Source organism: Chryseotalea sp. WA131a (assembly GCA_025370075.1).
Classification (GTDB): domain Bacteria; phylum Bacteroidota; class Bacteroidia; order Cytophagales; family Cyclobacteriaceae; genus ELB16-189.
The window spans coordinates 725,729-749,324 of record CP073016.1; the positions used below are offsets into that span (position 1 = coordinate 725,729).

Sequence of the window (23,596 nt, forward strand, 5' to 3'; positions counted from 1 at the left end):
GATTATAGCATCATCAATGGATAAAGAAATAAATATGGGGTTATCAATGACTTTCTTCGATAAATCAAGGATAGGAATTTGTTTATTTTTCTTGTTTTCAATTTTTAGTTTCCCGGTTTCAGCCCAATACTATACGGTGCAGGGAAACACGCAAGTAATTGCTGGCACTTCTTCGACCTATATTTATTCCATTGATCCAGCTAATGGCATCTTGATGGCAAACCCTGTTTGGACAGTATCAAGTCAGGGAACAATTATCAGTTCTACTATTGCTGGTGAATATGCAACCTCGGCTGTGATACAATGGAATACATCCGGCTCCGCCACCGTAACAGCTAAATCCAGATTGTCGGCACAAGCAACCCTTGGTGTATCGGTTATTACGTGTACTAACTTCCCTGTACCCACAAACATAACTATTGGCAATATTATCTGCGGCTCTGGCAGCACTACTATTACAGCGACTCCTGCAGGCGGTGCCTCTACACTAAGTTGGTTTAATTCCTCAACTGGTGGCTCACCATTCCACGTGGGACTGTCGCTTCCTACTGGTATTTTATCAACATCCAAAACATATTATGTTGCTTCACAAGATAATACCTATTGTTACAATAGCCCTCGGGCCGCGGTAAATGTCATTGTTAATGCTGTTCCAGCTGCCCCAACATCAAGTTCTGCCCCAACCATTTGCAAATCACAAACCGCTTTACTTTCGGCAACACCTGCAGTCAATTGCGTTTTACGTTGGTACGATGTACCTTCTGGAGGTGCAGCATTACCATCATCTGGCAACAACTTCACAACCCCGCCACTCTCAGCCACCACCACTTACTATGTCGAAAGTTTTAATTCATTAACAGGATGTATTTCTGCACAAACGGCAGTCACGGCTACCGTAGTTACCACGCCTATAACAGCGGCTGGCGAACCCAGTGCGGTGATATATGGATCCGGATCTACTACTATCAATGTTGCCCCTGGCTCGGGAGGTGACAACGTGAAATGGTACGATACCAACACCTCTCAGCCAGCAATTTTTACCGGGCAAAATTTCACCACGCCAGTGCTTAGCGCAACCAAAACATATTATGTAACGACTTTCAACACTTCCCTCAATTGCGAAAGTGAAACGCGATCGCCCGTAAATGTTACTGTCATTCCTTTGATCAGCCCCGCAAGCATTGCACATGAGATCGTTCGGGTAAATGGCATTACCCAAGACAGTCAGTTATCATCATTATCGACTAGTCAAAAATCAACGTTTGTTTCATATTTAGATGGATTACAGCGCGTCAATCAACAGATAGCGGTAAAGGCTAGTCCAAGCGGCAAAGATGTGGTTCGCCCGGTAGAGTTCGATGCTTTTGGAAGAACCTCTAAAAATTATCTTCCCTATGTGGCCTCAACCACGGACGGCACCTTTCATTCTGCTTACTTATCGGAACAAGGTAATTTTTACAACACGCCTTCTGATAAGATTGAAGACGATACCGCTCCCTTTGCCATTTCTCTTTTTGAAGATTCGCCCTTAGGTAGGGTAAAGGAGCAGGGAAGCCCAGGCCAAACTTGGCAGCCCGGTACTAACCATACCACACGCAGTACGTATAGCTTTAATTCGTCAGGCGAGGTGCGCCAGTTCAATACCGATGGCTTCAGTACTTCCTTCTATGCAGCCAACACCCTTTCAAAAATTCAACAACTTGATGAAAATGGAAATGCGCTGATTGTTTTTCAGGATTTTGGCGGCAAACCAATTTTGAAGCGCCAGCAGTTGGATGATGTGATCAACGGAACGCTGGTGAACTACCTTGATACCTATTACATCTACGATGAGTTTGACAGGATCAAGTACGTGGTTTCACCAAAAGGCACTGCACAATTAGTGGCAAATGGTTGGGTTTTTAATCAAACCTTATCGGATCAATATGTATATCAATTTGTGTATGATGCGCGCGGCCGCGTTGTAGAAAAGAAGGTGCCTGGCCAAGCCTGGAGGTATTTTGCATACGACCCATTTGATCGGTTGGTTCTTGCTCAAGATGGTTTTTTGAAAAACCTGAACAAATGGATTTACATAAAGTATGACAAGCAAGGCCGCCCGTTAATTCAAGGACTTTATTTGAATACTGTAGAGACTACGCGCTCAGGCATTCAATTCTTATTGGATGGACTGTACAACACTGCTAATGCTACTTATCCGCCATCAGCTTGGTATGAAGATCGAGGAACTGCTTTGCATGGTTATACCAATCGAAGTTTTCCGCAAACCAATGCCGATAACAGCGCACTGGAAGTATTAACAGTAAACTATTACGATGGCTACGACTTTGATTTTAATGGTACTGATGATTTTGGCTATACACAACAAAGCTTAGCAGGAGAAGGTAGCCAAGGGATTTCATTTGGGCTGCCGACTGGGTCTAAACGCTTGGTGATGGGCACTTCCTCTTGGCTCTATAGTTACATATTTTACGATCGCTACGGGCGCCCCATTCAGGCACGAACCAACAACCACCTCTCTTCAACAATCGACAACTTAGTAACTACCGTGTATGACTTGCCCGGAAAAGTTACCTTTGAAACAAAGCCTTATCTGCAACGGATTTTTCGCAATGCTGGAGGCGGAAAAACAACAACCGTATTCAAACGTTTTGAATATAACCCACAAGGCCTGTTGCTAAAAATATTTCAAAATGTAAACAACGCCTCCAAAGATCAACTGGTAGCCCAGTATGAATACAACGAGCTTGGGCAGTTGGTAGCAAAGAAATTGCACAACAAAGGCGCTACTGTTTCGGCCGACCCCCAAGTAGGCCAACCTGGTGTTAGCTACAGCGCACTAATAAACAGCAACAGCTACAGCGCAGCACAGCCCACCTATATTGCCACGCAAGGGATTACATTAGGCAACGGATTTTTTGTGCCATCTGGCAGCACATTCAATGGGCGAATTGGCTACTCAGAAGTGGATGCACAAGCCTATAACCTTGCCAACGAAAACTTTATGCAAATAGTGGATTTCCGCTATAACATACGCGGCTGGCTCACCTCTATCAATAATTCAAAACTAAATGTTGATAGTAACAATGGCGATGCCAACGATTTGTTTGGGCTGGAATTGCTTTACAATAAAATAGAAACTGGCCTGAACGACCAAGTCGGGGACGAAGTTAGGTATAACTCGGCTATCTCGGCCATCAAATGGAAAGGCCCAGGCGGTGGCAATGGAGCAGATAACCAGCGCAGTTATAAGTTTAACTACGACAAAACTGGCAAACTAAAGACCGCCAACTCACAAGTAAGTATGGCAGGCACCTGGACAAAAGAAGTAGGCGTGCTGAACGAAGCCTTAACCTATGACCACAATGGCAACATTGTAACCCTCAAGCGCAAACAAAACCTGCGTGGGCTCAGCGGCATTACTGTTACGAGCACCCCTCAGCTAATTGACGACCTCGCTTACATCTATGATACAGGCGATCAATTGAGCAAAGTAGAAGATGCAGTAGCCACCACCGTTGGCACAGGCGATTTTAAAAATGGCTCTACAGATGCTGTAGAATACACCTATGACAACCATGGCAGCTTGACGGCCGATAAAAACAAAGGCATCTCGCTGATCACCTATAACTACTTAAAGAAACCCGTGCTGATCAACTTTAGCGATGGGCGAAAAATAGAATATAGCTACGATGCAGCCGGCACCAAACTGTGTGTGAAAAACTACAACACCAGCGGTGCTCTACAAACTACTACCGACTATGTGGATGGCTTTGTGTACACCAATAATAGCCTCAGCTTCTTTGCCTCACCCGAAGGCCGGGTAGTAAAAAATGGAACATCTCTAGAGTACCAATACGCCATTGCAGATCACCAAGGGAACACACGCGTGCTCTTCACTTCTGCTGCACCAGTGGTGCAATCGTCTACTGCCACCTACGAGAGTGCAGCACAGATTGCGGAATCCAACGACTTTCGCGATAGCTACCCTGCCGTATCAGGCATCAACGTAGTGGCCAGCAACGCCTACAGCGGCACTAGTTCACAGTTGCTCAACGGTGGCTACATGGGCATGGCCAAAAGCTATAAAGTGTACCCAGGAGATCAGGTGAAGATACAAGCATATGCCCGCTACGATGCGCCCTCTGCCACGAATAGCGCACTCACCAATTTTGCCTCGGCCTTGTTATCAGCTTTGGCCCTGCCAACCCCAGCCCCGGGTGAATTTGGCACAGCCTCCTCTGCACTGAACGGGTGGGGAACATTGGCAGCCGGAGGATTTGCCGATGGCAGCCCCAACGATGGCAACCCCAAAGCATTTGTAAACATTATTTTGTTTGACAAAGACTATAAATTTTTGGATGTAGCCTATGCGCCCGTCACCAGCACTGGCTCACCCACACTCATCAGCTCTACCTATACCGTAAAGGAGGCAGGCTATGCTTACCTATACATCAGCAACGAGCAGCCCACCCAAACCAATGTGTACTTTGACGATGTAACGATCAGCTTTACGCCCACCAATGTGGTGCAGTACAATGAGTATTATCCATTTGGCTTGCAAACTCAGAACAGTTGGACGCGCGAAAATGCTGTTGGCAACAACTTTTTGGGCAACGGTGGCACTGAGCTAAATACGGTATCTCAGACCTATGACCTTATGTTTCGCAATTACGACCCTGCACTTGGCCGCTTTGGGCAAATAGACCCATTGGCAAGTGATTACTCAAGCCACACACCCTACCAATATGCACTCAATAATCCAGTAAACTTCAACGATCCGCTGGGTGACAGGATTGTAGAGAATGATAGGGGGGATGAAGTTTGGCGGGGAATAAGTGGAGGAGGTGGACCTGGAGGGGGTGGTGGGTTTGGTGGGGGCTCAGGTTGGGCCATTACATATGGAGAAGAGAAATTTGGGATGTATTATTTGTTAAATAGTTTATTCCAGCAATCAGGAAATGGCAGCACTATTTATCGAAACTTGGGTAATGGAAGTTGGTCTATAGTTTCTAGGTTTTGGCTGTCAACCGACTTAACTTTGGGAACATACTCTCCAGGCTACGGATTTGCATTCAACGGTATCAGGGACAGGTATATCGATGTAATGAAGGGGGTTGGGGTTGTGGGGTATGGGAGTTATTCAGATTTTTCTAGAAAATTGCAGCAGACACATGGAAGTGGACCGGGAGGTTTCTCGTTCTCCAATTTCAGCGCTTTTGCAGGATTTGAAGGGGCATTTACATTAGGTTTCTTTAATTTTGCGGCAGAAGCTGAAAATATTGGAGGAATTGATTATAATCAGGGAGCAAGGGATTGGCGAGTTACGAGTAACACTAAATATGGGGGAAGTAAGCCAAATCCCAACAATAAAGCCTCGATCAATAGAATGTCAGCAGCACTAGGTCTTGGCGTTACCTCTCAGACGAATATTGTAATGCATCAAAATGGAACAAAGGAAGTTACTGAATCAGCAACTATTGGTTATGGTGCTTTTGGCCTTCAAGTTAATTTTGATGCTACCGGTGGGTTACAAGATGTGAGGCTTGGGCTTGATTCTGGCATTAGTATAGCTTTTTTCGCTGGTATTGAGCTATCAGGTCAACTAGGTATTATTTATTCATTTAAATGAAAATATCGTATTCTTATGGAGAAAAATAAATTCATCTTCAGGTTCGGGTCTGCATTCATTGATCAAGTATCAATTGCATTATGTGCCATATTGGTCAACGTCCCAGGCCTTTTCTTGGAAATTCATAAGGATGTTCCCTCAACGCCTGGAGAATATCAGTCTTTTGTGGTCTATCAAATTATTGTGCTTTACACGATTATAGTTAATAAGGATATATATCTTGGGCGCAGCCTTGGAAAACGCATCACTAGCCTTCAAGTTATATCGAACAAAACGGGTACCCTGGCGAATCCAATACAATGTGTAATCAGGAACTTATTTTTATTTTTTTGGCCGTTAGAGGTGCTGATATTGTTTTTTTCACCTGAACGCAGGTTTGGCGATATTGTGGCGGGTACAAAAGTTGTTGAATTTATCCCTAACTACAATGAATCACCGAAAATAAACCTCATCCAAACCTTAGCGGCAATTTTACTGGCAGGAATTTTCTCGTATTTCTTGTTCACTTATATTTCAAGCCTTGGTATTTTTGACTAAAATCTCTCGCCTTTGTTGGTGTTGCGCGTAGAAAGGAGCGAAGGGTCACCAATGAACGTAGTGCCGTTGTGTCCCCCCACGCCCTTGTTGGTGTTGAGCATGAGCATTAGCGCGTGGCTCACCAACAAGCGTTATGCACTACGATGACAACAACCCTTTCGTTAATTTTACAGTCAATGAAAGAGGAAATCGTTTTCTCAAAAGAGCAAAAACCGGATTACATTCACAACAATCCAGTGAAGGCTGGGCTTTGCAGGCTACAGGAAGATTACAAATACTCCAGTGCGAGGTTTTACGAGAGAAACGAAAAAGATTTGGTATTTTTAACCCACCGCGATGGATGAGCGCAGCATGCTTGTTGGTGGAGCCATCGCTCGTTCTTGCGCGCAACACCAACAAGGGCGAGTTACAAAACGCTGGTCAGGCGCATTTTGGCAAATGAGCCATCGTTAGTCACAACTTATCAAGCATAGCCTAACAGCAAGGATAAAGCTAGGATACAGGGAGGAAAGAAGGAGGGAAAAAGCCAGCCAATGTGGCCTACTTTCAGTAGATTTGTATCACCTATTGTTTGAAAAAAAACATCACCATATTTTTACTGTTGCTGCTGGCGCAGTTTGCTTTCTCGCAAGTGCAGCCAAAGGCAGATTCCATCCGCAGCGAGGCGCAATCTAAACTCGATTCACTTGTCACCAACCTCTGGCAAAAAAAGCTTGACAGCCTTCACAGCCTTGGCAACCTAGAGAAGTACAAAGACTCACTGAAAGTCATCGGCTGGGCCGATAGCCTAAAGCAGAGAGTCAACACCACCTTTACCGGCATCCAGAATTCACTTCAATCCAAAATCGATAGCCTGTTGGTTCGCAACCAACCTACCTTGCCGTTTCAACGCAAGATCGATAGCCTGCAAAGCAAGCAACAAGCATTGCTGAGCGAAGTCAGCGCGAAGCAAAACCAACTGCAACAAAAAGTAAATGAGCGATATAAAAAGTGGGGCAGCAAATTGGATTCGCTCGGGCAGAAACTGCCCAATCAAAGCATCCCAGGCATCGACAAAGTCAATGGCCAACTGGGAGGGCTCACTACCAAACTACCCAACGCCCAAGCCCAATTACCTAATAACAACTTCGCTAAGCCTTCGTTGAATTTGCCTAATACCCCAATGCCTAGTACCACAATTCCTAGTGCCTCAATTCCCTCCCTCAGCACCAGCGACTTTGCAAACCTCAACCTCTCCAAAGACCTGAACAATGTGGGCGGTAAACTTTCCGTTCCTGGCACCGACCAAATGAAGCAGTGGAACGACCAACTGAAGAATGTAGCGAACCCGTTGAAGGACGCCACAGGAAAATTGAATGAAGCAAAAGGCGCGCTGAAAGACCCGGGCAAAGCGGCCGAAGAAGCTGCCAATCAATTGAAAGATGTAAACGCAACCCATCTGGCGCAAGTCTTCCGCATGCGTGAGAGCAAGCGCGAGACTTGTGCCCCAGTTAGTCTAAAGCCGATTTGCAAAAAAGCTTTCCATCAGCGTAATTGATTAGCGTGAGCCGCAAGTACAAAATTCGTAACCTAGACAAACTTTATTTCGTCACCTTCACCGTGATCCATTGGTTGGATGTTTTCATCAGGCGTGAGTACAAAGATATTTTCTTGGACAGCTTGCGTTATTGCCAAAAGAACAAGGGATTAGAGGTCTGTGCCTATTGCATCATGAGCAGTCATGTCCACATGATCATCGGCCGGAACGGTGAAGAGAGCCTGGAGGGCATCATCAGAGACATCAAGAAATTTACATCAGTGAAAATAATCGAGGCCATCAAAGCCAACCCGCAAGAGAGCAGAAAGGAGTGGCTGGTTTGGCTGTTTGAGCGGGCAGGCAAAAAGAACAGCAACAACACGCGGTATCAATTTTGGCAACAGCACAACCACCCGATTGAATTGAGTACGAACGAAATCATCGAACAAAAATTGGAATATATATACAATGTCGTTAAGTTAAGGAAATGACGATTAAAAGTGATTATTTTTATGGCATAGTATAAGGGGCATGTTGCATTCGAACCTGTATCTGACCAGTACCGAGAAAACCTATCCGAGAAACTATTAAACCACATATCAAATGACAATTTTAAAAGCCGTTCAAAAGACGGTTCGAAGGGGGCATTTACAAGGGTCCGGAAACTTCCCTTTGAGCATTTGATAGTGAGCATGTTAACGATGGGCAACTCCTCGCTCCAACGTGAGATGGACAAGTTTATACGTGAGGCCCACGGAAGGGAATTCAATATCCGTGGCATCACCAAAAGTGCTTTTAGCCAAAGCCGCAAGCAATTAAAGCCGGAAGCATTTTTAGAGCTCAATGAGTTGGTTTGCAACGAATTTTATGAAGGTGCCCCTTACCTTGGATATAACAACCACCGTGTGCTTGGCCTGGATGGAAGCCGTCTTTTATTGCCCAACAGTGAAGACATTGCCCAGGGGTTTGGTACAGTGGGCTATGGCCCCAATGCCGATGTACAGCGAAGCTTGGCAACGGTATCTTTTCTCTACGATGTGGGCAATTACCTTACCCTTGATGCGCAAGTGGCAGCCCAGGGGGGCAGTGAAAAATCGTTATTGTACAAGCATTTAGAAAAAGTAAAGGCAGGCGACCTGTTGCTCATGGACAGGGGTTATCCAAGCAAAGCGTTGTTGGGTATCCTGGCCGGCAAGGGGATCGAATTTTGTGTGCGCATGAAAGAGGACTGGTGGTTACAGGTCAACAGCTTTGCGCAAAGCAACGCAGTGGATAGTGAAGTTGTGTTTGAACCCTCTGACAAAGACAGAAAAGAATACGGGGCCCAGTACCCAGAAATGAAACAAAAAGTGAAATGCAGGTTAGTAAAAGTCTTGCTCGACAATGGCCTTACCGAAATCCTGTGTACCTCTTTGTTGGACACACAGAAATATCCGCTTGCAGACTTTAAAGAAGTCTATCACTTGCGTTGGGGCATAGAGGAGGGCTTTAAAATGTTCAAATCAAGGGTCAACATCGAAGCCTTCACAGGAAAATCCGCAGTGTCGGTCAAGCAGGACATTTATGCCAAGGCCATGATGATGAGCCTGTGCGCAGCCTTCGCCTTCCCCATCGAGCAAAAGGTAAAAGCAGAATATGCGGCCAACAAAGACTTGAAACATCCCCAGAAAATAAACAGGACAACCGCTTATGCCAATACCAAAGCAGTGGCCATAAGCATGTTCTTAAAAAGCAAGATAAAACAGGCCATTGCCGCCTTTGATGATATTGTATATAACACAAGGGAAATAGTAAGGCCCAACAGAAAAAACCCACGCAACCACAGGCCCAAGCAACAACACTATATGAACTACAAACACATCTAGCTTAACTTAACGACATTGAATATATATACATCAAAATCCAGTAGAAGCAGGCATAGTTTTGCAGCCAGAAGATTATCTTTACAGCAGCGCGATCAACTATGCAGGCATGCCCGAAAAATTGATAGAGGTGATATTGATTTAAAAATAAAGTTATTGTAAGGCACAAGTGAGCCGCGCTACAAATCAACGCACAACACTTGCGCTAATTTTGATTTTTGTAAATTGAGAGCTAAAGTAAAAATGAGTTATTAAAAGGCACAAGTGAGCCAAGCCACATACTAACGCACAACACTTGCGCCAGTTTGGGGCGCTAAAGGGAGCAGTTATTTCTGGTGTTACTACTATGATTTCGAATGGTTTGCACGGAAGAAGCTGGGATTCTGGTTTGGGGCAATCTTTGCTAGCCGGAGCAATAGGCGGAGGTATAGCAGGTGGATTAGGCTATGTAGGGTCATCAATTAAAGGTATGGAAGCATTTGCAAGAAGTACAACTTATGGAGCAATGAAAGGTGTGGCCACCCATCTGGCGCAAGTCTTCCGCATGCGTGAGAGCAAGCGCGAGACTTGTGCCCCAGTTAGTCTAAAGCCGATTTGCAAAAAAGCTTTCCATCAGCGTAATTGATTAGCGTGAGCCGCAAGTACAAAATTCGTAACCTAGACAAACTTTATTTCGTCACCTTCACCGTGATCCATTGGTTGGATGTTTTCATCAGGCGTGAGTACAAAGATATTTTCTTGGACAGCTTGCGTTATTGCCAAAAGAACAAGGGATTAGAGGTCTGTGCCTATTGCATCATGAGCAGTCATGTCCACATGATCATCGGCCGGAACGGTGAAGAGAGCCTGGAGGGCATCATCAGAGACATCAAGAAATTTACATCAGTGAAAATAATCGAGGCCATCAAAGCCAACCCGCAAGAGAGCAGAAAGGAGTGGCTGGTTTGGCTGTTTGAGCGGGCAGGCAAAAAGAACAGCAACAACACGCGGTATCAATTTTGGCAACAGCACAACCACCCGATTGAATTGAGTACGAACGAAATCATCGAACAAAAATTGGAATATATACATCAAAATCCAGTAGAAGCAGGCATAGTTTTGCAGCCAGAAGATTATCTTTACAGCAGCGCGATCAACTATGCAGGCATGCCCGAAAAATTGATAGAGGTGATATTGATTTAAAAATAAAGTTATTGTAAGGCACAAGTGAGCCGCGCTACAAATCAACGCACAACACTTGCGCTAATTTTGATTTTTGTAAATTGAGAGCTAAAGTAAAAATGAGTTATTAAAAGGCACAAGTGAGCCAAGCCACATACTAACGCACAACACTTGCGCCAGTTTGGGGCGATTTTGCAAACCTCAACCTCTCCAAAGACCTGAACAATGTGGGCGGTAAACTTTCCGTTCCCGGCACCGACCAAATGAAGCAGTGGAACGACCAACTGAAGAATGTAGCGAACCCGTTGAAGGACGCCACAGGAAAATTAAATGAAGCAAAAGGCGCGCTCAAAGACCCGGGCAAAGCGGCCGAAGAAGCTGCCAATCAATTGAAAGATGTAAATGCCATCAGCAAAGAAATGGGCAATGCCGATAAGCTGATGAAAGACAATGAAGCCATGAAGGCAGCGGAGGCTATGAAGGACCCTGAAAAGATGAAAGAGGAAGTTGCCAAAAAAGCCATCGACCATTTTGCAGGAAAAGAAGAAGTGCTGAAGCAGGCGATGGCCCAGATGGCGAAGATCAAGAAGAAAGTGCCATCGCTCGAGAGCTTGGACAAGCTTCCCAAGAATTACAAATGGCCCAAGAACGGGCTCAAAGGAAAACCCTTCCGCGAGCGCGTGAGGTTTGGGATAAACTTTGGTGCGCAAGGCAGAAAAGATTCCATCATTGTTGATCTGTTCCCCAATGTATCGTACAATTTAACCGGAAGGATAGAACTTGGCGGGGGCATGATTTATCGCTTGCGCGAGAGCACCAAAACGTGGCAGTTTGATCAGGCCAACCCTGTGTGGGGCTTCAATATGTTTGGCACGTTCAAAACATTTAAGGCGGTTAGGTTTAGGTTAGAGGCCGATGCGGCCAGCTACCCTAAGTTTGGGGGGGTGGGCGAACCTATAGAACGCAAGTGGCGCTGGACTTGGTTGACGGGCGTTCAAACAGAGTTCAAAATCAGTCAGTACTTTACAGGCAATGTGCAGATGCTCTACAACTTTGACAAAAGCCTTACCGCGGGTTTCCCCGAGCAGTTGGTAATGCGGTTTGGGGTGCAGTATAAGTTGCTTCTAAAGAAAAGATAAACCTTTAGCAATTCGGAATGTTACCAATGTGCATTTTGAATTAACTTGCAGCCGCATGGGGTTGGTGTCAACAAGGGGTTTTTATAAACTCTGTCTTACAACGTTAGTCGCTGTTTATTTTTTGATAGCCGTGGGCGGCATAGTACGCGCCACTGGCTCGGGCATGGGCTGCCCCGATTGGCCAAAGTGTTTTGGAAGCTACATTCCACCCACTTCGGTCGATCAACTTCCTGCTGATTACAAACAAGCGTATTCTGACTATCGCGCTAAGAAAAACGTAAAGTTTACCAAGTACTTGCGATGGATTGGCATGAATGCTACGGCCGACAAAATCATGACCGATCAATCGATTTTGGTGGAAGCAGATTTTAATGCGACCAAAACGTGGATCGAGTACCTCAACCGATTGGTAGGGGTTGTTATTGGTTTATTGATTGTTGCCCTGTTTTATCGGTCATTGAAGTTTAGAAAAACCAAATCTGTCATTTTTTGGTTGTCCCTGGCAACCCTGCTGGTGGTTATCGTGCAAGGCTGGTTTGGTTCAATTGTAGTCTCTACCAACCTCACCAACTGGACCATTACCATCCACATGTTTATTGCCATGCTGATTGTTGGCTTCTTGGTGTATTTGGTAAAAGCCAGCAACGGTAAAGCCCCTGTTCAGGTAACAGAAAAAGGCATCCGTGGCTTTTTGGTTTTATGCATGGGTTTGTTATTGCTACAGATTTATTTTGGTACACAAGTACGCGAAGCAATTGATCAACTCGTTTCGCTGCCCAGAAGCTCTTGGATGGCGGGCCTGGGAATGGAGTTTATTGTGCACCGATCGTTTTCGTGGATTGTTTTGATTTGCAATGGTATTTTGATTTGGAAACTAATGAAAAGTACTGAATTAAAAGCTTTATCGAGAGCTGTAATACTGCTAATTTTGGCCTCATTTTTCACGGGAGTGGTAATGGCTTACTTTTCAGTTCCGGCAGCGTTTCAACCGATTCATTTGTTGCTGGCCACTGTTACGTTTGGGGTGCAACTGTATTTGTTTTTCTCCATAACCAAAGCCAAGCAACTCGTGTTAGATCAATAGCCATGCAAGAAACAGCGTCCATTTCCCTTCAGCCATCCAAAACAAAGGCCTATTACGATTTGTTAAAACCTCGCCTTTCCTTTTTGGTGGCATTTTCGTGTGCCTTTGGCTATGCTTTGGCCACCAAGGGAAGTGTGAATTGGCCAACTATGTTGATGTTGACTCTTGGCGGATTTTTATTGTCGGGGGCTTCCGTTTGCATCAACCAGATTATCGAAAAAGACCTGGATGCCATCATGACGCGCACGATGTACCGACCAATACCCACCGCTAAAGTTTCGGTGCAAGAGGCAAGTGTGTTTGCGGCACTTTGTGCTATTACTAGCATCATCATTTTATGGATTTATACCAACCCTCTTACGGTAATCCTTTCTATCGTTTCGATGGTGTTGTACAGTTTTGTATATACACCTTTAAAGCGTGTAGGGCCGATTGCTGTTTTTGTAGGGGCTATACCGGGTGCATTGCCGCCCTTGTTAGGTTGGGTGGCGGCCACGGGCTCTATCTCGCACGAGGCTATGATTATTTTTGGGATTCAGTTTATATGGCAGTTCCCTCACTTTTGGGCCATCGCTTGGGTAGCCGATGACGATTACAAAAAGGCAGGGTTTAAACTATTGCCATCAGGTGGAGGGAAGGATTTGAACACGGCTATTCAGATCATGATTTACACGATGTTTTTGATTCCCTTGGGATTGCTTCCGGCTACTTTTGGCATTACAGGATTAAACTCGGGTATTGTGGCTACGGTGTGTGGCGTAGCATTTTTCGCACAGACATTTTCATTGATGAAAACAGGCAGCACGCAATCGGCCAAGCGGATTATGTTTGGGTCGTTTTTATATTTGCCTATTGTGCAGATAGCGTATTTGTTGGATAAAGTTTAAATGTATAAAACCATGGGGCTGATTCATGCAAATATTGAATTGATTAATGGTGAAGACCTCATTTTAGCTAAAAGACATGTCATTGGCGAAGAAGAGGTGAAGAGGATGAATGTTGATATGCTGGTGGATACGGGGAGTGTTTATATGTGTATTAATGAGAATATTCAAGAACAGCTTAAACTGCCCGTTGTTGAAAGAAGAAAAGGCCAGTTAGCGAATGGAAGTATAGTTGAGTATGATGTGGTGGGGCCTATAGAGGTTAAATTTAAGAATAGAAGATGTTCTGTAGATGCCATGGTTTTGCCTGGTGAGAATGAGCCCTTACTCGGTGCGATACCTATGGAAGACATGGATGTGTTGATACACCCCTATAAGCAAGAGTTGGTGGTAAACCCTGACCACCCATATTACGCACAAATGAAATTAAAATAATAATTATGAACGAGGCAGTTGATTTTAAAATTGTAGAAGAACCGAAGAAGCCCATTTCCATGCACCCCAAAAAGTTTGGACTCTGGCTGTTTATGGCGAGTGTATTTATTTTGTTTATGGCTTTTACCTCTGCCTACATAGTGCGCAGGGCAGAAGGCAACTGGCAATTGTTTGAGCTGCCGAAACAGTTTTTGCTGTCCACGGTGGTCATTGTGTTGAGTAGTGTGACCATGCAAATGACCTATTGGAATGCCAAGAAAGGCTTGGCTCAGGCCGTGAAATCGATGGTGTTGATTACCACGATTTTAGGACTTGCTTTTTTGATACTACAATGGTTGGGCTGGAAAGACATGGTTGGTCATAGCGTTTACTTGGTTGGCAACCCTTCCGGTTCGTTCTTATATATCATTACAGGCCTGCACGGTGCCCACATTATCAGTGCCATTGTGTTTTTACTGATTGTTTTAAATAAAGCTTTCCGCAACAAATTCAATCTGAACCAGATAGAAATGTGCACAACTTATTGGCATTTTTTGGGTGTTCTTTGGCTATATTTGTTTGTTTTCTTAACATTGCTGCGATAATTTTTAAACATGGCACACGCAACTACTACAGCACCCGGTCAAGATGTTTGGAATGGAGGGGTATCTCCCATGAATGCCAGCTATGGCAAACTCATGATGTGGTTTTTCTTGCTTTCGGATGCATTTACATTTTCCGGCTTGCTGATTACGTATGGTTTGGTTCGTTCTGCCCATAATGCCTACGCGGGGCTGCCAGAAGCGTTTACTTTTTCAAAGGAATATTGGCCGATACCTGAAAAGGTATTTGAAGCAGTGCCTTTCCTACACGGGATGGAATTGCCGTTGGTGTTTGTCGGTATCATGACCTTCATTTTGATTATGAGCAGTGTAACCATGGTACTGGCTGTGGAGGCGGGTCACCGAATGGATCAAAAAGCTGTAGAGAAATGGATGTTGTGGACGATTGTGGGAGGCGTTACTTTTTTGAGTTGCCAAGCTTGGGAATGGACACACTTTATTGTAGGAACAGGAACTCCCACATTAGTAAAGGATTTTGTGGACGGTCAGTGGGTTACAAAAGAAGTCTTTGGTGCAAATCTTCACGCAAATCAATATGGCCCGCAACCTTTTGCTGATTTCTTTTTCTTTATTACAGGCTTCCATGGTTTCCACGTATTTAGTGGTGTTCTTTTGAACTTCTTAATCTATTATAACACGGTTACGGGGGTTTACCAGCGCAGAGGTCATTATGAAATGGTAGAAAAAGTTGGTTTGTACTGGCACTTTGTAGATTTGGTTTGGGTGTTTGTGTTCACATTCTTCTACTTGGTATAAATCTTAATTATAAAATCTTTAAATCTTAAATCTAGGATATGGCACATCATTCACATGAACCCGAAGTAACTGTACTCCCTCCAGATCGTGAGAAAATAAAAAAACTGTGGACGGTGGCCGCTATTTTAGGTGTGCTTACTGCAGTTGAGTTCTTAATAGCATTTACACTACCACACGGTGTGTTAAAAACTTCAATATTTGTAGCCATGACAATCGTAAAGGCAGCTTACATTGTGGGCGAGTTCATGCACTTGCGCTATGAGGTAAAGGTGTTGTTCTGGTCCATTTTGATTCCGATTGTTTTTATTGTTTGGATGCTCGTAGCCTTTGTTTACGAAGGCATGAAAATTTCAGATATTAATTTTATTGGTGGCTAAGCTTACTTATTTGACAATATAAAGAAGGCTAAGGTTTTACTTTAGCCTTCTTTTTTATAAAAGAATGAAAAACAAGAAATCTATTTTTTTGGGGTTAGCGCTGATTTTGCCCGTAGCCATTTTCATTTTTTTAAAGCTTTTTGGCAAGAATAAATTTGATATTCCGGTCTATTACAAGAATGGTGTGGACTCCGTTTGCGTAACCAACAAATCAAAGCCATTTGAAGTAGATGAATCCCTCATCAAGTCAATTGATTGGAAAAACCAACCGGCTTTATTAACCTTCGCGCCAAGCGAAAAGGAACTGGAGAATTTTAAACACGTGTGGCAAGAAATCAAAACCTCGGAAGTTACATCGGTTTATTTAGCGGCTGACTCAACACAATGGCGGGATTGTTTGTTATTAATGCGAGACCCTTGGAAAACAGTGCTCGTTGATACGGATAGACACATACGAGGGTATTATAATTTGAGCAGTCGAGAGGAAACAGACCGATTGATAGTGGAGTTACAGATTTTGTTGGAGCAATACTAGTTGCCACAGATTCACTGATTATCGCAAAAAGAAATATGGAGAAAGTAGATACGAAAGACCCTTACCAAAAGTTAATCATCGCATTGTCCGTTGCTATTCCATTGGTGGTAGCTGCCTTGTTTCGGGTAAAAATACCGGGTTATGATTTTTCTTTTTTGCCGCCCATTTATGCTACCATTAATGGAATTACGGCAATTCTGCTGGTGATGGCGGTTGTTGCCATCAAAAGTAAAAAGAAAAGCATTCATGAATATCTTATGAAAGTGTGCATCGCTTTATCTACCTGTTTTTTGGTGATGTACGTAATCTACCATATGTTCAGTGCCTCTACTGCTTTTGGTGGTGAAGGGCTTATTAAAATCTTATATTACGTGATATTGATTTCGCACATTCTTTTATCCATTGGGGTAGTGCCTTTTGTTTTGCTTACGTTTTCGAGAGCCTTAGCTGGCAACTATGAAAGACACAAGGCATTGGCTAAATTTACGTTTCCGTTGTGGTTGTATGTCGCTGTTACAGGCGTGGTGGTTTATTTCATGATTAGTCCTTATTATAAATAGGGATTGGGTATTAGGACTTAGGGATTGGGGGATATTGATTAACACTTACCAACCATCGATAACGAAACATTGATTACTATGAAAAAAATTGTATTCATTATCATTCTGCTGGCGAGTGCCTCCAGCTCTTTTGCCCAGTGTGCGATGTGCCGTACGCAGTTGGAGAACAATATCAGCAACGGTGATATTGGTATTGCGGCCGGCATCAACTTTGGCATTTTGTATTTATTTGTTGCACCCTATTTGGCCATTGGTGCCCTGGCTTTTTTTTGGTACCGATCTAGTAAACGCAATGAGAAAAAATTCAGCAGCAGCGATTTGGCAATGTAAGTGCCCCAAATGCCGAGAGGGTGATATGTTTACGCATCCTGCCATTTCTTTTCGGTTTGCTGAAATGTTTTCAGTATGCCCTAATTGCGGAGTTAGTCTTATGCCCGAGCCAGGTTTTTATTTTGGCGCCCTGTATGTTAGCTATGCTTTCACGGTTGCCTTGATGGTTGGCACTTGGTTGTTTTTATATTTGTTTTTTAATCCACCCGATTGGGTATTCGGGGTGGGGTTGGTACTCTCGTGCATTTTGTTTATCCCTTTCAGTTTTCGGTATTCCCGCGTGTTGTTTTTATACTGGTTTGGGGGAGAGGCGTATCGGGTTTGAGGCTTCGGTCATGCCAGCCAAGTTTGTTATCTTTAAGAAGTTATGTTCCGAAAGCTTCTTTATTTTCTATTAGGTGCTGCTTTGTTTGCGGGCATGGGTTGGTGGTCGGATCATCGTTACCACACTCAATTTTTGCCCCAACCTATTGCCTCGGAGATTTATAAAAATACCCTCTCAGAGATAAATGAATTAGATCGTGAAGCAAACATTTTAAAAAGTCTTTCTCCTGTTCATCCATCTTGGTCGGCTGTCAGGCACTCGTTTTTACTTTTTGATTCAACCACTGTTATTGCTTGGAGCAATGAGAAATTCGTTCCGGAGTTTTTCACATCCAAGGACTCTGTTTTTTTAAGTCAGTCATCGCGCGGTGATTTTTTGGTTAAGCAATGGAAGTTGCCTGAAGGCCGGTGGTTGATTGGTTCGATCCCCCTTGCGGAACGATTTAAAGTCTCCAATCAATACATTCACAATACTTGGAACCGCACTATTTTTCCAATAGACGGAATTCAAATCCTTCCGCCTTCTAATTCATTGGGCGTAAAGATTGGTACGTATTTTAATATGGGAGACGAATTTCTGATTTCCCAATTACCATTTGACACCAGAACTTTTTTCTTGGTGAGTATTTGTTTAGCGTTTCTCTTGGGGGCATTGCTAGTTGCCTTAAAATCGTTGCATCGTGGGGGCTATTATGATGTGGTGTTTTTGCTTTTGTTCTTTTCCTTGTTTGCCCTGCGATTGGGAATGATTTACTCCGAGTTTCCGGCTAATGTGGGTTACTGGAGTTTGTTTGATCCTCAAAAGTTTGCTTCTTCAACGTTCAATGTTTCGCTGGGCGATTTTTTGTTGAACTCCTTGGTGGTATTTTGTTGTTCTACCTACCTGTTTGTTTTTCATGCTCGGTTCAAGCTTTTCTCGTGGCTAGCCACCGCCAATGCCTTTACTAAGTTTATTGGTTCAACGGGATTGCTAACGGTCGCCTTTTTTTCTTTTTTATTTCCGTTTTTGTTTTACGAAATCATCTTTCACAATTCATCGATCCATTTAGATATTACTCAATTCGTTTATTTCGATGCCCTTCGCGTGGTGGCATTTGGGTGTGTGTTGTTGGGTACATTATCGAGTTTTATATTTTGCCATGTTTGTGTCAGTTGGGTAAAGCACCTTCAAACAAAAAAGGAGTTTGCCATTACGCTGCTAACTGCCGCGGCTATTTTTATTTTGTATTCTTGGGCATCCAACCATGATTACAAAATTTCTTTCCTGATTGCATCCGTTTACATTGCATTGCTTTTTTATAGTGGGCTTACCAACTCACTTTCAAAGATTGGGTTTATCAGTTTCTCTTATTTTTTATTGGCCATTGCAGCTTATAGCATTCAGGGCGGTTTAACCATTCGGTTTTTTTCATCAGAAGCTACGCAGCAATCGCAATTTCGCTTTGCCACTAATAGCTTGGTGAACCACGATATTTTAGGTGAGTATATCTTGTATGATGCCAGCAAAAAGGTTTCGCACGATCTTTTTATTCAAAGTCGCCTAAGCTCTCCTTTTCTCCCAAAAGGAGTAATCCGTCAACGCGTCCAACAACTTTACATCAATGCCTATTTCGATCGCTACGATGTGAATGTATATTTGTTTGATGCAGCAGGGGAGGGCATTGGCAATCAAACCACCGATGGCTTGGCTTCTTCTATTCAGAATGTACAGAAGTTTACCACTAAAACAGAATACGAAGGGGTGTATTGGCTGAAGGAATCGAAAGCACGCTCCATTAAGCGTTACCTGAATGTGATTCCAATCTACAAATCCACTTTAGTGGGATTTGTTTTAATTGACTTGACATTAAAAAAGGTGGCTCCTTTATCCGTTTATCCGGAACTGCTGATCGATAATCGATTTTCACAATTTTTAAATACAGGCGATTTTAGTTATGGCTTTTATTCAAATGGAAAATTGATTGCTTCCAGTGGCGAGTTTAATTACGATCGGCAGGAGACAACAAAACAAATTGCTGACCCTATCATTTTTACCAAAGGCGTGAATTCATTTGGGTATGACCATATTGCCGTGGAAGACGATGAAGGCGAAGTGGTGGTGGTGTCTGCACGCAGGTACCCTTGGTTTTACGTAGTTGCCAATTTTGCATTTTGGTTTTTGTTGGGATTGGCACTGGTGTTTGCTTGGATATTGCTGTATACGCTCTACAGTTTTTCAAAGGGCAATACACTCAACTATTCAAGCCGCATTCAATTATACATTTATGCTGCCTTTATTATTCCGTTGGTAGTGTTGGCGATTGCTACGCTGTCTGTTACCAACCGTACATCCGAATCGCAACTGACAACTTCCATCGAATCAAAATCTGAACTTTTAACGGAAACGATTGCCTCGTGGATGGAGAGCGAAGATTCAACAAAACAAGTAACCGAATTATCCACTCCATTGATTGCCTTGTCAAAATCTTCACAGTCCGACATTTCACTTTACGATGCTACTGGCGGCTTGCTGGCCTCTAGCCAACCGCTGATTTTCGATAATCAATTTTTATCCAAACAAATGAACCGTGCAGCTTGGCAAAAAATTGTAAATGAAAAAGAAAATTATGTAGTGACCGATGAGCAAATTGGAAATTTAACCTACAGTAGTTCCTATCGTGCACTTCGCTCTTCCACTTCAGGCGAATTGTTGGGCATTGTTAACCTTCCTTTTTTTCAATCGGCAAGGGCAATTGAAAAATCGCAGGCGATTGTGCTAAGCAATGTGTTGGTGGTATTTGTGGTCGTGTTTATCGTTTTTAATTTAATTTCTTTGTTTGCCAGCGATTGGCTGACGTTCCCTTTGCGATTTATCACCAAGACCCTCGGCAAAACAACTCTTACGGGAGAAAACAAACCCCTGCAATGGAAGGCCAATGATGAGATAGGCTTGATGGTAAGCGAGTATAATAAGATGCTCAGCAATTTAGAGAGCAGCAAAGCAGCTCTCGCACGCACACAAAAAGAATCCGCTTGGCGCGAAATGGCGCAGCAAGTGGCCCATGAAATTAAAAATCCACTCACCCCTATGAAGCTAACCCTTCAACAAATGGAACAGGCACCCGAAGTGGATGAAAGGAAAAAGCGTTCTATCAAAACGCTTTTGGAACAGGTAGAGATATTAAATGGCATTGCCACTTCCTTTAGTTCATTTGCAAAAATGCCAACACCTGTACTGACAAAAGTGAACATCGCTGATTCGTTGCGTAAGGCTGTAAATCTGTATGCCAATGGAAGCAATGGCAAGGTTACATTGAAAGTAGAATTTGACCATGAAGCCGTGCTGGGCGATGAACAATTGCTCATCCGCATTTTTTCTAATTTAATTTTGAATGGCTTGCAATCGTATCAACGAGAGTCGGATGCTTCTGTGGAAGTTGCATTGACAAAAAAAGATAAGCAATGCCTCATTTCGTTTTCGGATAGGGGAGTCGGCATTTCAGAAGAAGACAAATCCAAAATTTTCACCCCATCTTTCAGCACCAAAAAATCAGGCTCGGGTTTAGGTCTGGCGATTGCCAAGCAAGGAATTGAGTATATGAACGGAGTCATTTGGTTTGAGTCTGAAGTAAGGATGGGAGCCGTATTCTATATTAAGCTTTCGTTGGTTTGATAAACGCACATCACATTGCTTACTTTTTTAGTTAATTTAATATTCTTAACTTTAATCTATGGAAGTTGGGTCAGTATCTATAAAAGTTCCAAGGGAAGAACAGCTATCGGATGAATGGCTTTTCGACTTTTGTTTAGCAAATAGTGAATTGCGAATTGAGCGTGACTCAAGTGGAAAAATAGTTATTATGGCACCTGTAGGTTTGCTTGGCTCTTCTTATAATAGCACTGTATCCTCACTACTTTGGATGTGGAATCAAAAGATTAAAGGTGGTGTTACGTTTGACTCATCAGCTGGTTTTCGACTTCCAAATAATGCGATGCGTTCGCCTGATGCTGCTTGGATTAGCAGTGAGCGATGGAATAGACTTGGTCTAGAAGATAAGAAGCGGTTTGCTGCCATTTCCCCTGATTTCATAATTGAACTGAGGTCTGAATCCGATTCATTAGTTGAGCTAAAAGTTAAAATGACCGAGTGGGTTCAGAATGGAACGAAACTCGCTTGGCTTATTGACCCAATTGAAGAGAAGGCATACATCTATAAACTTGATGGGTCAATTGAAGAAGTTGATTCTTTTGATAAAATTCTAGAGGCAAATGAGATAGTTAAAGGGTTTTCAATCAACTTGACTTTACTTAAGAATAAAAACTGAACCGCGAATTCCTAAATCGGTTTACCCTTCAAACTCTTCATCACCTTGTTGATGAACACAAAGTCATCCAGCTCTTTTACACCTGAGTGGGTAATTTCTGTATTGGCACCTTCCCACATCATATTGCCCTTGTAGAGAAACATAATTTTCTCACCAATACCCAGCACCGAGTTCATATCGTGGGTAACCACAATGGTGGTAATATTAAACTCGTGCGTGATTTCTAAAATCAATTCATCAATCAAAATAGAAGTTTGCGGGTCTAAGCCAGAGTTGGGCTCATCACAAAACAAATAATTAGGATTGTTGACCATGGCGCGTGCAATGCCCACACGCTTCTTCATACCACCGCTTATCTCAGAAGCCATTTTCTTGTTCACATTCTCTAGCCCCACGCGTTTCAAGCAAAAGTTAACGCGGTCCATTTTTTCATCTAGTGGCATGGTGGTGAGAATGTCGAGGGGGAAGCGAACATTTTCTTCCACATTTTTAGAATCAAAGAGGGCGCCTCCTTGAAAGAGCATCCCGATCTCCCTGCGTATTTCAGATTTTACTTCTTTGTCGGCTTCGGTAAAGTTTCGCAAATCGTAAAACACATTCCCTGTATCGGATTGAAGCAAGCCGACAATACATTTCAACAAAACACTTTTGCCTGTGCCACTGCTTCCGATAATCAAATTGGTTTTTCCTTTGTCAAACTCACCGCTGATGTCGTTGAGCACCGCTTTGCCATTGAAGGATTTTGAAATATGTTTAATCTTAATCATGACTTGTGAATTAGAGCAGCAAGTTTGCTAAGAAGTAATCGGCCAACAAAACAGCAATCACACTGGAGGTTACGGCTTCGGTGCTGGCAATGCCCACCTCCAATGCTCCACCATGGGTGTAGTAGCCTTTAAAAGAAGAGATGGAGGAAATCAAGAAAGCGAACACGAATGATTTTATCAATGCAAACGTAACGGTGTATTCATTAAATACCGAGCGAATGCCCATGATGTATTCAGTTGGGGTAAGAATGCCCGTAAACACGCCCACCAAATAGCCGCCCACCATCGAACAAACGCCAGCAAATATCACTAGCATGGGGTACATAATGAGCGAAGCAATAATCTTGGGCAATACTAAGTATGAAGATGAATTGATACCCATCACCTCGAGCGCATCGATCTGCTCAGTAATGCGCATGGTGCCAAGTCCGCCCGCCATGCTGGACCCGATTTTACCAGCAAAAATTATGGCCATAATGGTAGGGGCCAATTCCAGCACTGTCATCTCGCGCACCACCTGCGAAATTACATAACGAGGCACAAGGGGTGTTACTAAATTGTAAGCGGTTTGCACCGTAGTCACTGCCCCCATAAAAGTAGAGACCAGCACAAAAAGCGAAATTGACTTCACCCCAATCTGCATACACTCTTCAATCACCAAGCGGTAGTAGGTAATAAACGTCTCACGCCTCACCACTAGCGTGCCCAAAAACATCATGTATTTACCGAATTCTTTCACCGTTATTTATTCTATTTTCTCACTTCTAAATTCTATATTCTTTTATCACAAG

General features: G+C 43.4%; 22 protein-coding genes and 1 pseudogene. 21 read left to right on the plus strand and 2 right to left on the minus strand.

Annotation, left to right across the window (positions count from 1 at the left end; all coding sequences use genetic code 11):
- Nucleotides 1-16: 16 nt before the first annotated feature.
- The 21 genes and pseudogenes from KA713_03400 to KA713_03500 all read left to right on the plus strand — a co-directional run bounded on the left by KA713_03400 (nt 17) and on the right by KA713_03500 (nt 22,038).
- Nucleotides 17-5,632, plus strand: a complete 5,616-nt coding sequence (locus KA713_03400; GenBank protein ID UXE67662.1) for a hypothetical protein — start codon at nt 17-19, stop codon at nt 5,630-5,632.
- A 15-nt stretch (nt 5,633-5,647) separates the two neighbouring features.
- The gene (locus tag KA713_03405; GenBank protein UXE67663.1) at nt 5,648-6,169 is read left to right on the plus strand and encodes an RDD family protein; all 522 of its coding nucleotides are present in this window, start codon (nt 5,648-5,650) and stop codon (nt 6,167-6,169) included.
- A 176-nt stretch (nt 6,170-6,345) separates the two neighbouring features.
- The gene (locus tag KA713_03410; GenBank protein UXE67664.1) at nt 6,346-6,513 is read left to right on the plus strand and encodes a hypothetical protein; all 168 of its coding nucleotides are present in this window, start codon (nt 6,346-6,348) and stop codon (nt 6,511-6,513) included.
- A 227-nt stretch (nt 6,514-6,740) separates the two neighbouring features.
- Nucleotides 6,741-7,706, plus strand: coding sequence for a hypothetical protein (locus KA713_03415; protein UXE67665.1), 966 nt, complete (start codon nt 6,741-6,743; stop codon nt 7,704-7,706).
- A 5-nt stretch (nt 7,707-7,711) separates the two neighbouring features.
- Nucleotides 7,712-8,164: pseudogene (locus tag KA713_03420) on the plus strand (transposase).
- Nucleotides 8,165-8,281: 117 nt separating this feature from the next.
- On the plus strand, nt 8,282-9,550 hold the full coding sequence (locus tag KA713_03425; GenBank protein ID UXE69015.1) for an IS4 family transposase: 1,269 nt from the start codon (nt 8,282-8,284) through the stop codon (nt 9,548-9,550).
- Nucleotides 9,551-9,893: 343 nt separating this feature from the next.
- Complete coding sequence (locus KA713_03430; protein ID UXE67666.1) at nt 9,894-10,172, plus strand: hypothetical protein; 279 nt, start codon at nt 9,894-9,896, stop codon at nt 10,170-10,172.
- A gap of 5 nt (nt 10,173-10,177) precedes the next feature.
- Nucleotides 10,178-10,729 carry a transposase gene (locus tag KA713_03435; GenBank protein UXE67667.1) on the plus strand — a complete coding sequence of 184 codons (552 nt, stop codon included), beginning with the start codon at nt 10,178-10,180 and terminating at the stop codon, nt 10,727-10,729.
- Between the two features lie 206 nt (nt 10,730-10,935).
- Nucleotides 10,936-11,847: a hypothetical protein gene (locus tag KA713_03440; protein ID UXE67668.1), complete on the plus strand. Its 912-nt coding sequence runs from the start codon at nt 10,936-10,938 to the stop codon at nt 11,845-11,847.
- 55 nt (nt 11,848-11,902) lie between these two features.
- Nucleotides 11,903-12,931: a COX15/CtaA family protein gene (locus KA713_03445; GenBank protein ID UXE67669.1), complete on the plus strand. Its 1,029-nt coding sequence runs from the start codon at nt 11,903-11,905 to the stop codon at nt 12,929-12,931.
- Nucleotides 12,932-12,933: 2 nt separating this feature from the next.
- Nucleotides 12,934-13,818: a heme o synthase gene (gene cyoE / locus KA713_03450; GenBank protein ID UXE67670.1), complete on the plus strand. Its 885-nt coding sequence runs from the start codon at nt 12,934-12,936 to the stop codon at nt 13,816-13,818.
- Nucleotides 13,819-14,250: a clan AA aspartic protease gene (locus KA713_03455; protein UXE67671.1), complete on the plus strand. Its 432-nt coding sequence runs from the start codon at nt 13,819-13,821 to the stop codon at nt 14,248-14,250.
- Between the two features lie 5 nt (nt 14,251-14,255).
- Complete coding sequence (locus tag KA713_03460) at nt 14,256-14,834, plus strand: cytochrome c oxidase subunit 3 (protein UXE67672.1); 579 nt, start codon at nt 14,256-14,258, stop codon at nt 14,832-14,834.
- A gap of 9 nt (nt 14,835-14,843) precedes the next feature.
- Nucleotides 14,844-15,608, plus strand: coding sequence for a cytochrome c oxidase subunit 3 (locus tag KA713_03465; GenBank protein UXE67673.1), 765 nt, complete (start codon nt 14,844-14,846; stop codon nt 15,606-15,608).
- Between the two features lie 38 nt (nt 15,609-15,646).
- On the plus strand, nt 15,647-15,985 hold the full coding sequence (locus KA713_03470) for a cytochrome C oxidase subunit IV family protein (GenBank protein UXE67674.1): 339 nt from the start codon (nt 15,647-15,649) through the stop codon (nt 15,983-15,985).
- A 64-nt stretch (nt 15,986-16,049) separates the two neighbouring features.
- Nucleotides 16,050-16,520: a hypothetical protein gene (locus KA713_03475; GenBank protein UXE67675.1), complete on the plus strand. Its 471-nt coding sequence runs from the start codon at nt 16,050-16,052 to the stop codon at nt 16,518-16,520.
- Between the two features lie 35 nt (nt 16,521-16,555).
- A complete protein-coding gene (locus KA713_03480; GenBank protein UXE67676.1) occupies nt 16,556-17,080 on the plus strand; it encodes a DUF420 domain-containing protein in 525 nt (174 codons plus the stop codon).
- A gap of 78 nt (nt 17,081-17,158) precedes the next feature.
- Nucleotides 17,159-17,410 carry a hypothetical protein gene (locus tag KA713_03485; protein ID UXE67677.1) on the plus strand — a complete coding sequence of 84 codons (252 nt, stop codon included), beginning with the start codon at nt 17,159-17,161 and terminating at the stop codon, nt 17,408-17,410.
- Entirely contained in the window at nt 17,373-17,735 is a 363-nt protein-coding gene (locus KA713_03490) for a DUF983 domain-containing protein (protein UXE67678.1), read from the plus strand. Before KA713_03485 ends, KA713_03490 begins: the two co-directional genes overlap by 38 nt.
- Before the next feature lie 42 nt (nt 17,736-17,777).
- Nucleotides 17,778-21,386, plus strand: coding sequence for a HAMP domain-containing histidine kinase (locus KA713_03495; GenBank protein ID UXE67679.1), 3,609 nt, complete (start codon nt 17,778-17,780; stop codon nt 21,384-21,386).
- 58 nt (nt 21,387-21,444) lie between these two features.
- Nucleotides 21,445-22,038, plus strand: a complete 594-nt coding sequence (locus KA713_03500; GenBank protein ID UXE67680.1) for a Uma2 family endonuclease — start codon at nt 21,445-21,447, stop codon at nt 22,036-22,038.
- Nucleotides 22,039-22,049: 11 nt separating this feature from the next.
- Here KA713_03500 and KA713_03505 read toward each other — a convergent pair whose 3' ends face one another.
- Together KA713_03505 and KA713_03510 are read right to left on the minus strand one after the other, a co-directional pair.
- Nucleotides 22,050-22,805 (minus strand): ATP-binding cassette domain-containing protein, encoded by a 756-nt coding sequence (locus KA713_03505; GenBank protein UXE67681.1) that lies wholly within the window; start codon nt 22,803-22,805, stop codon nt 22,050-22,052.
- A gap of 10 nt (nt 22,806-22,815) precedes the next feature.
- Entirely contained in the window at nt 22,816-23,544 is a 729-nt protein-coding gene (locus KA713_03510; protein ID UXE67682.1) for an ABC transporter permease, read from the minus strand.
- Between the last annotated feature and the right edge of the window lie 52 nt (nt 23,545-23,596).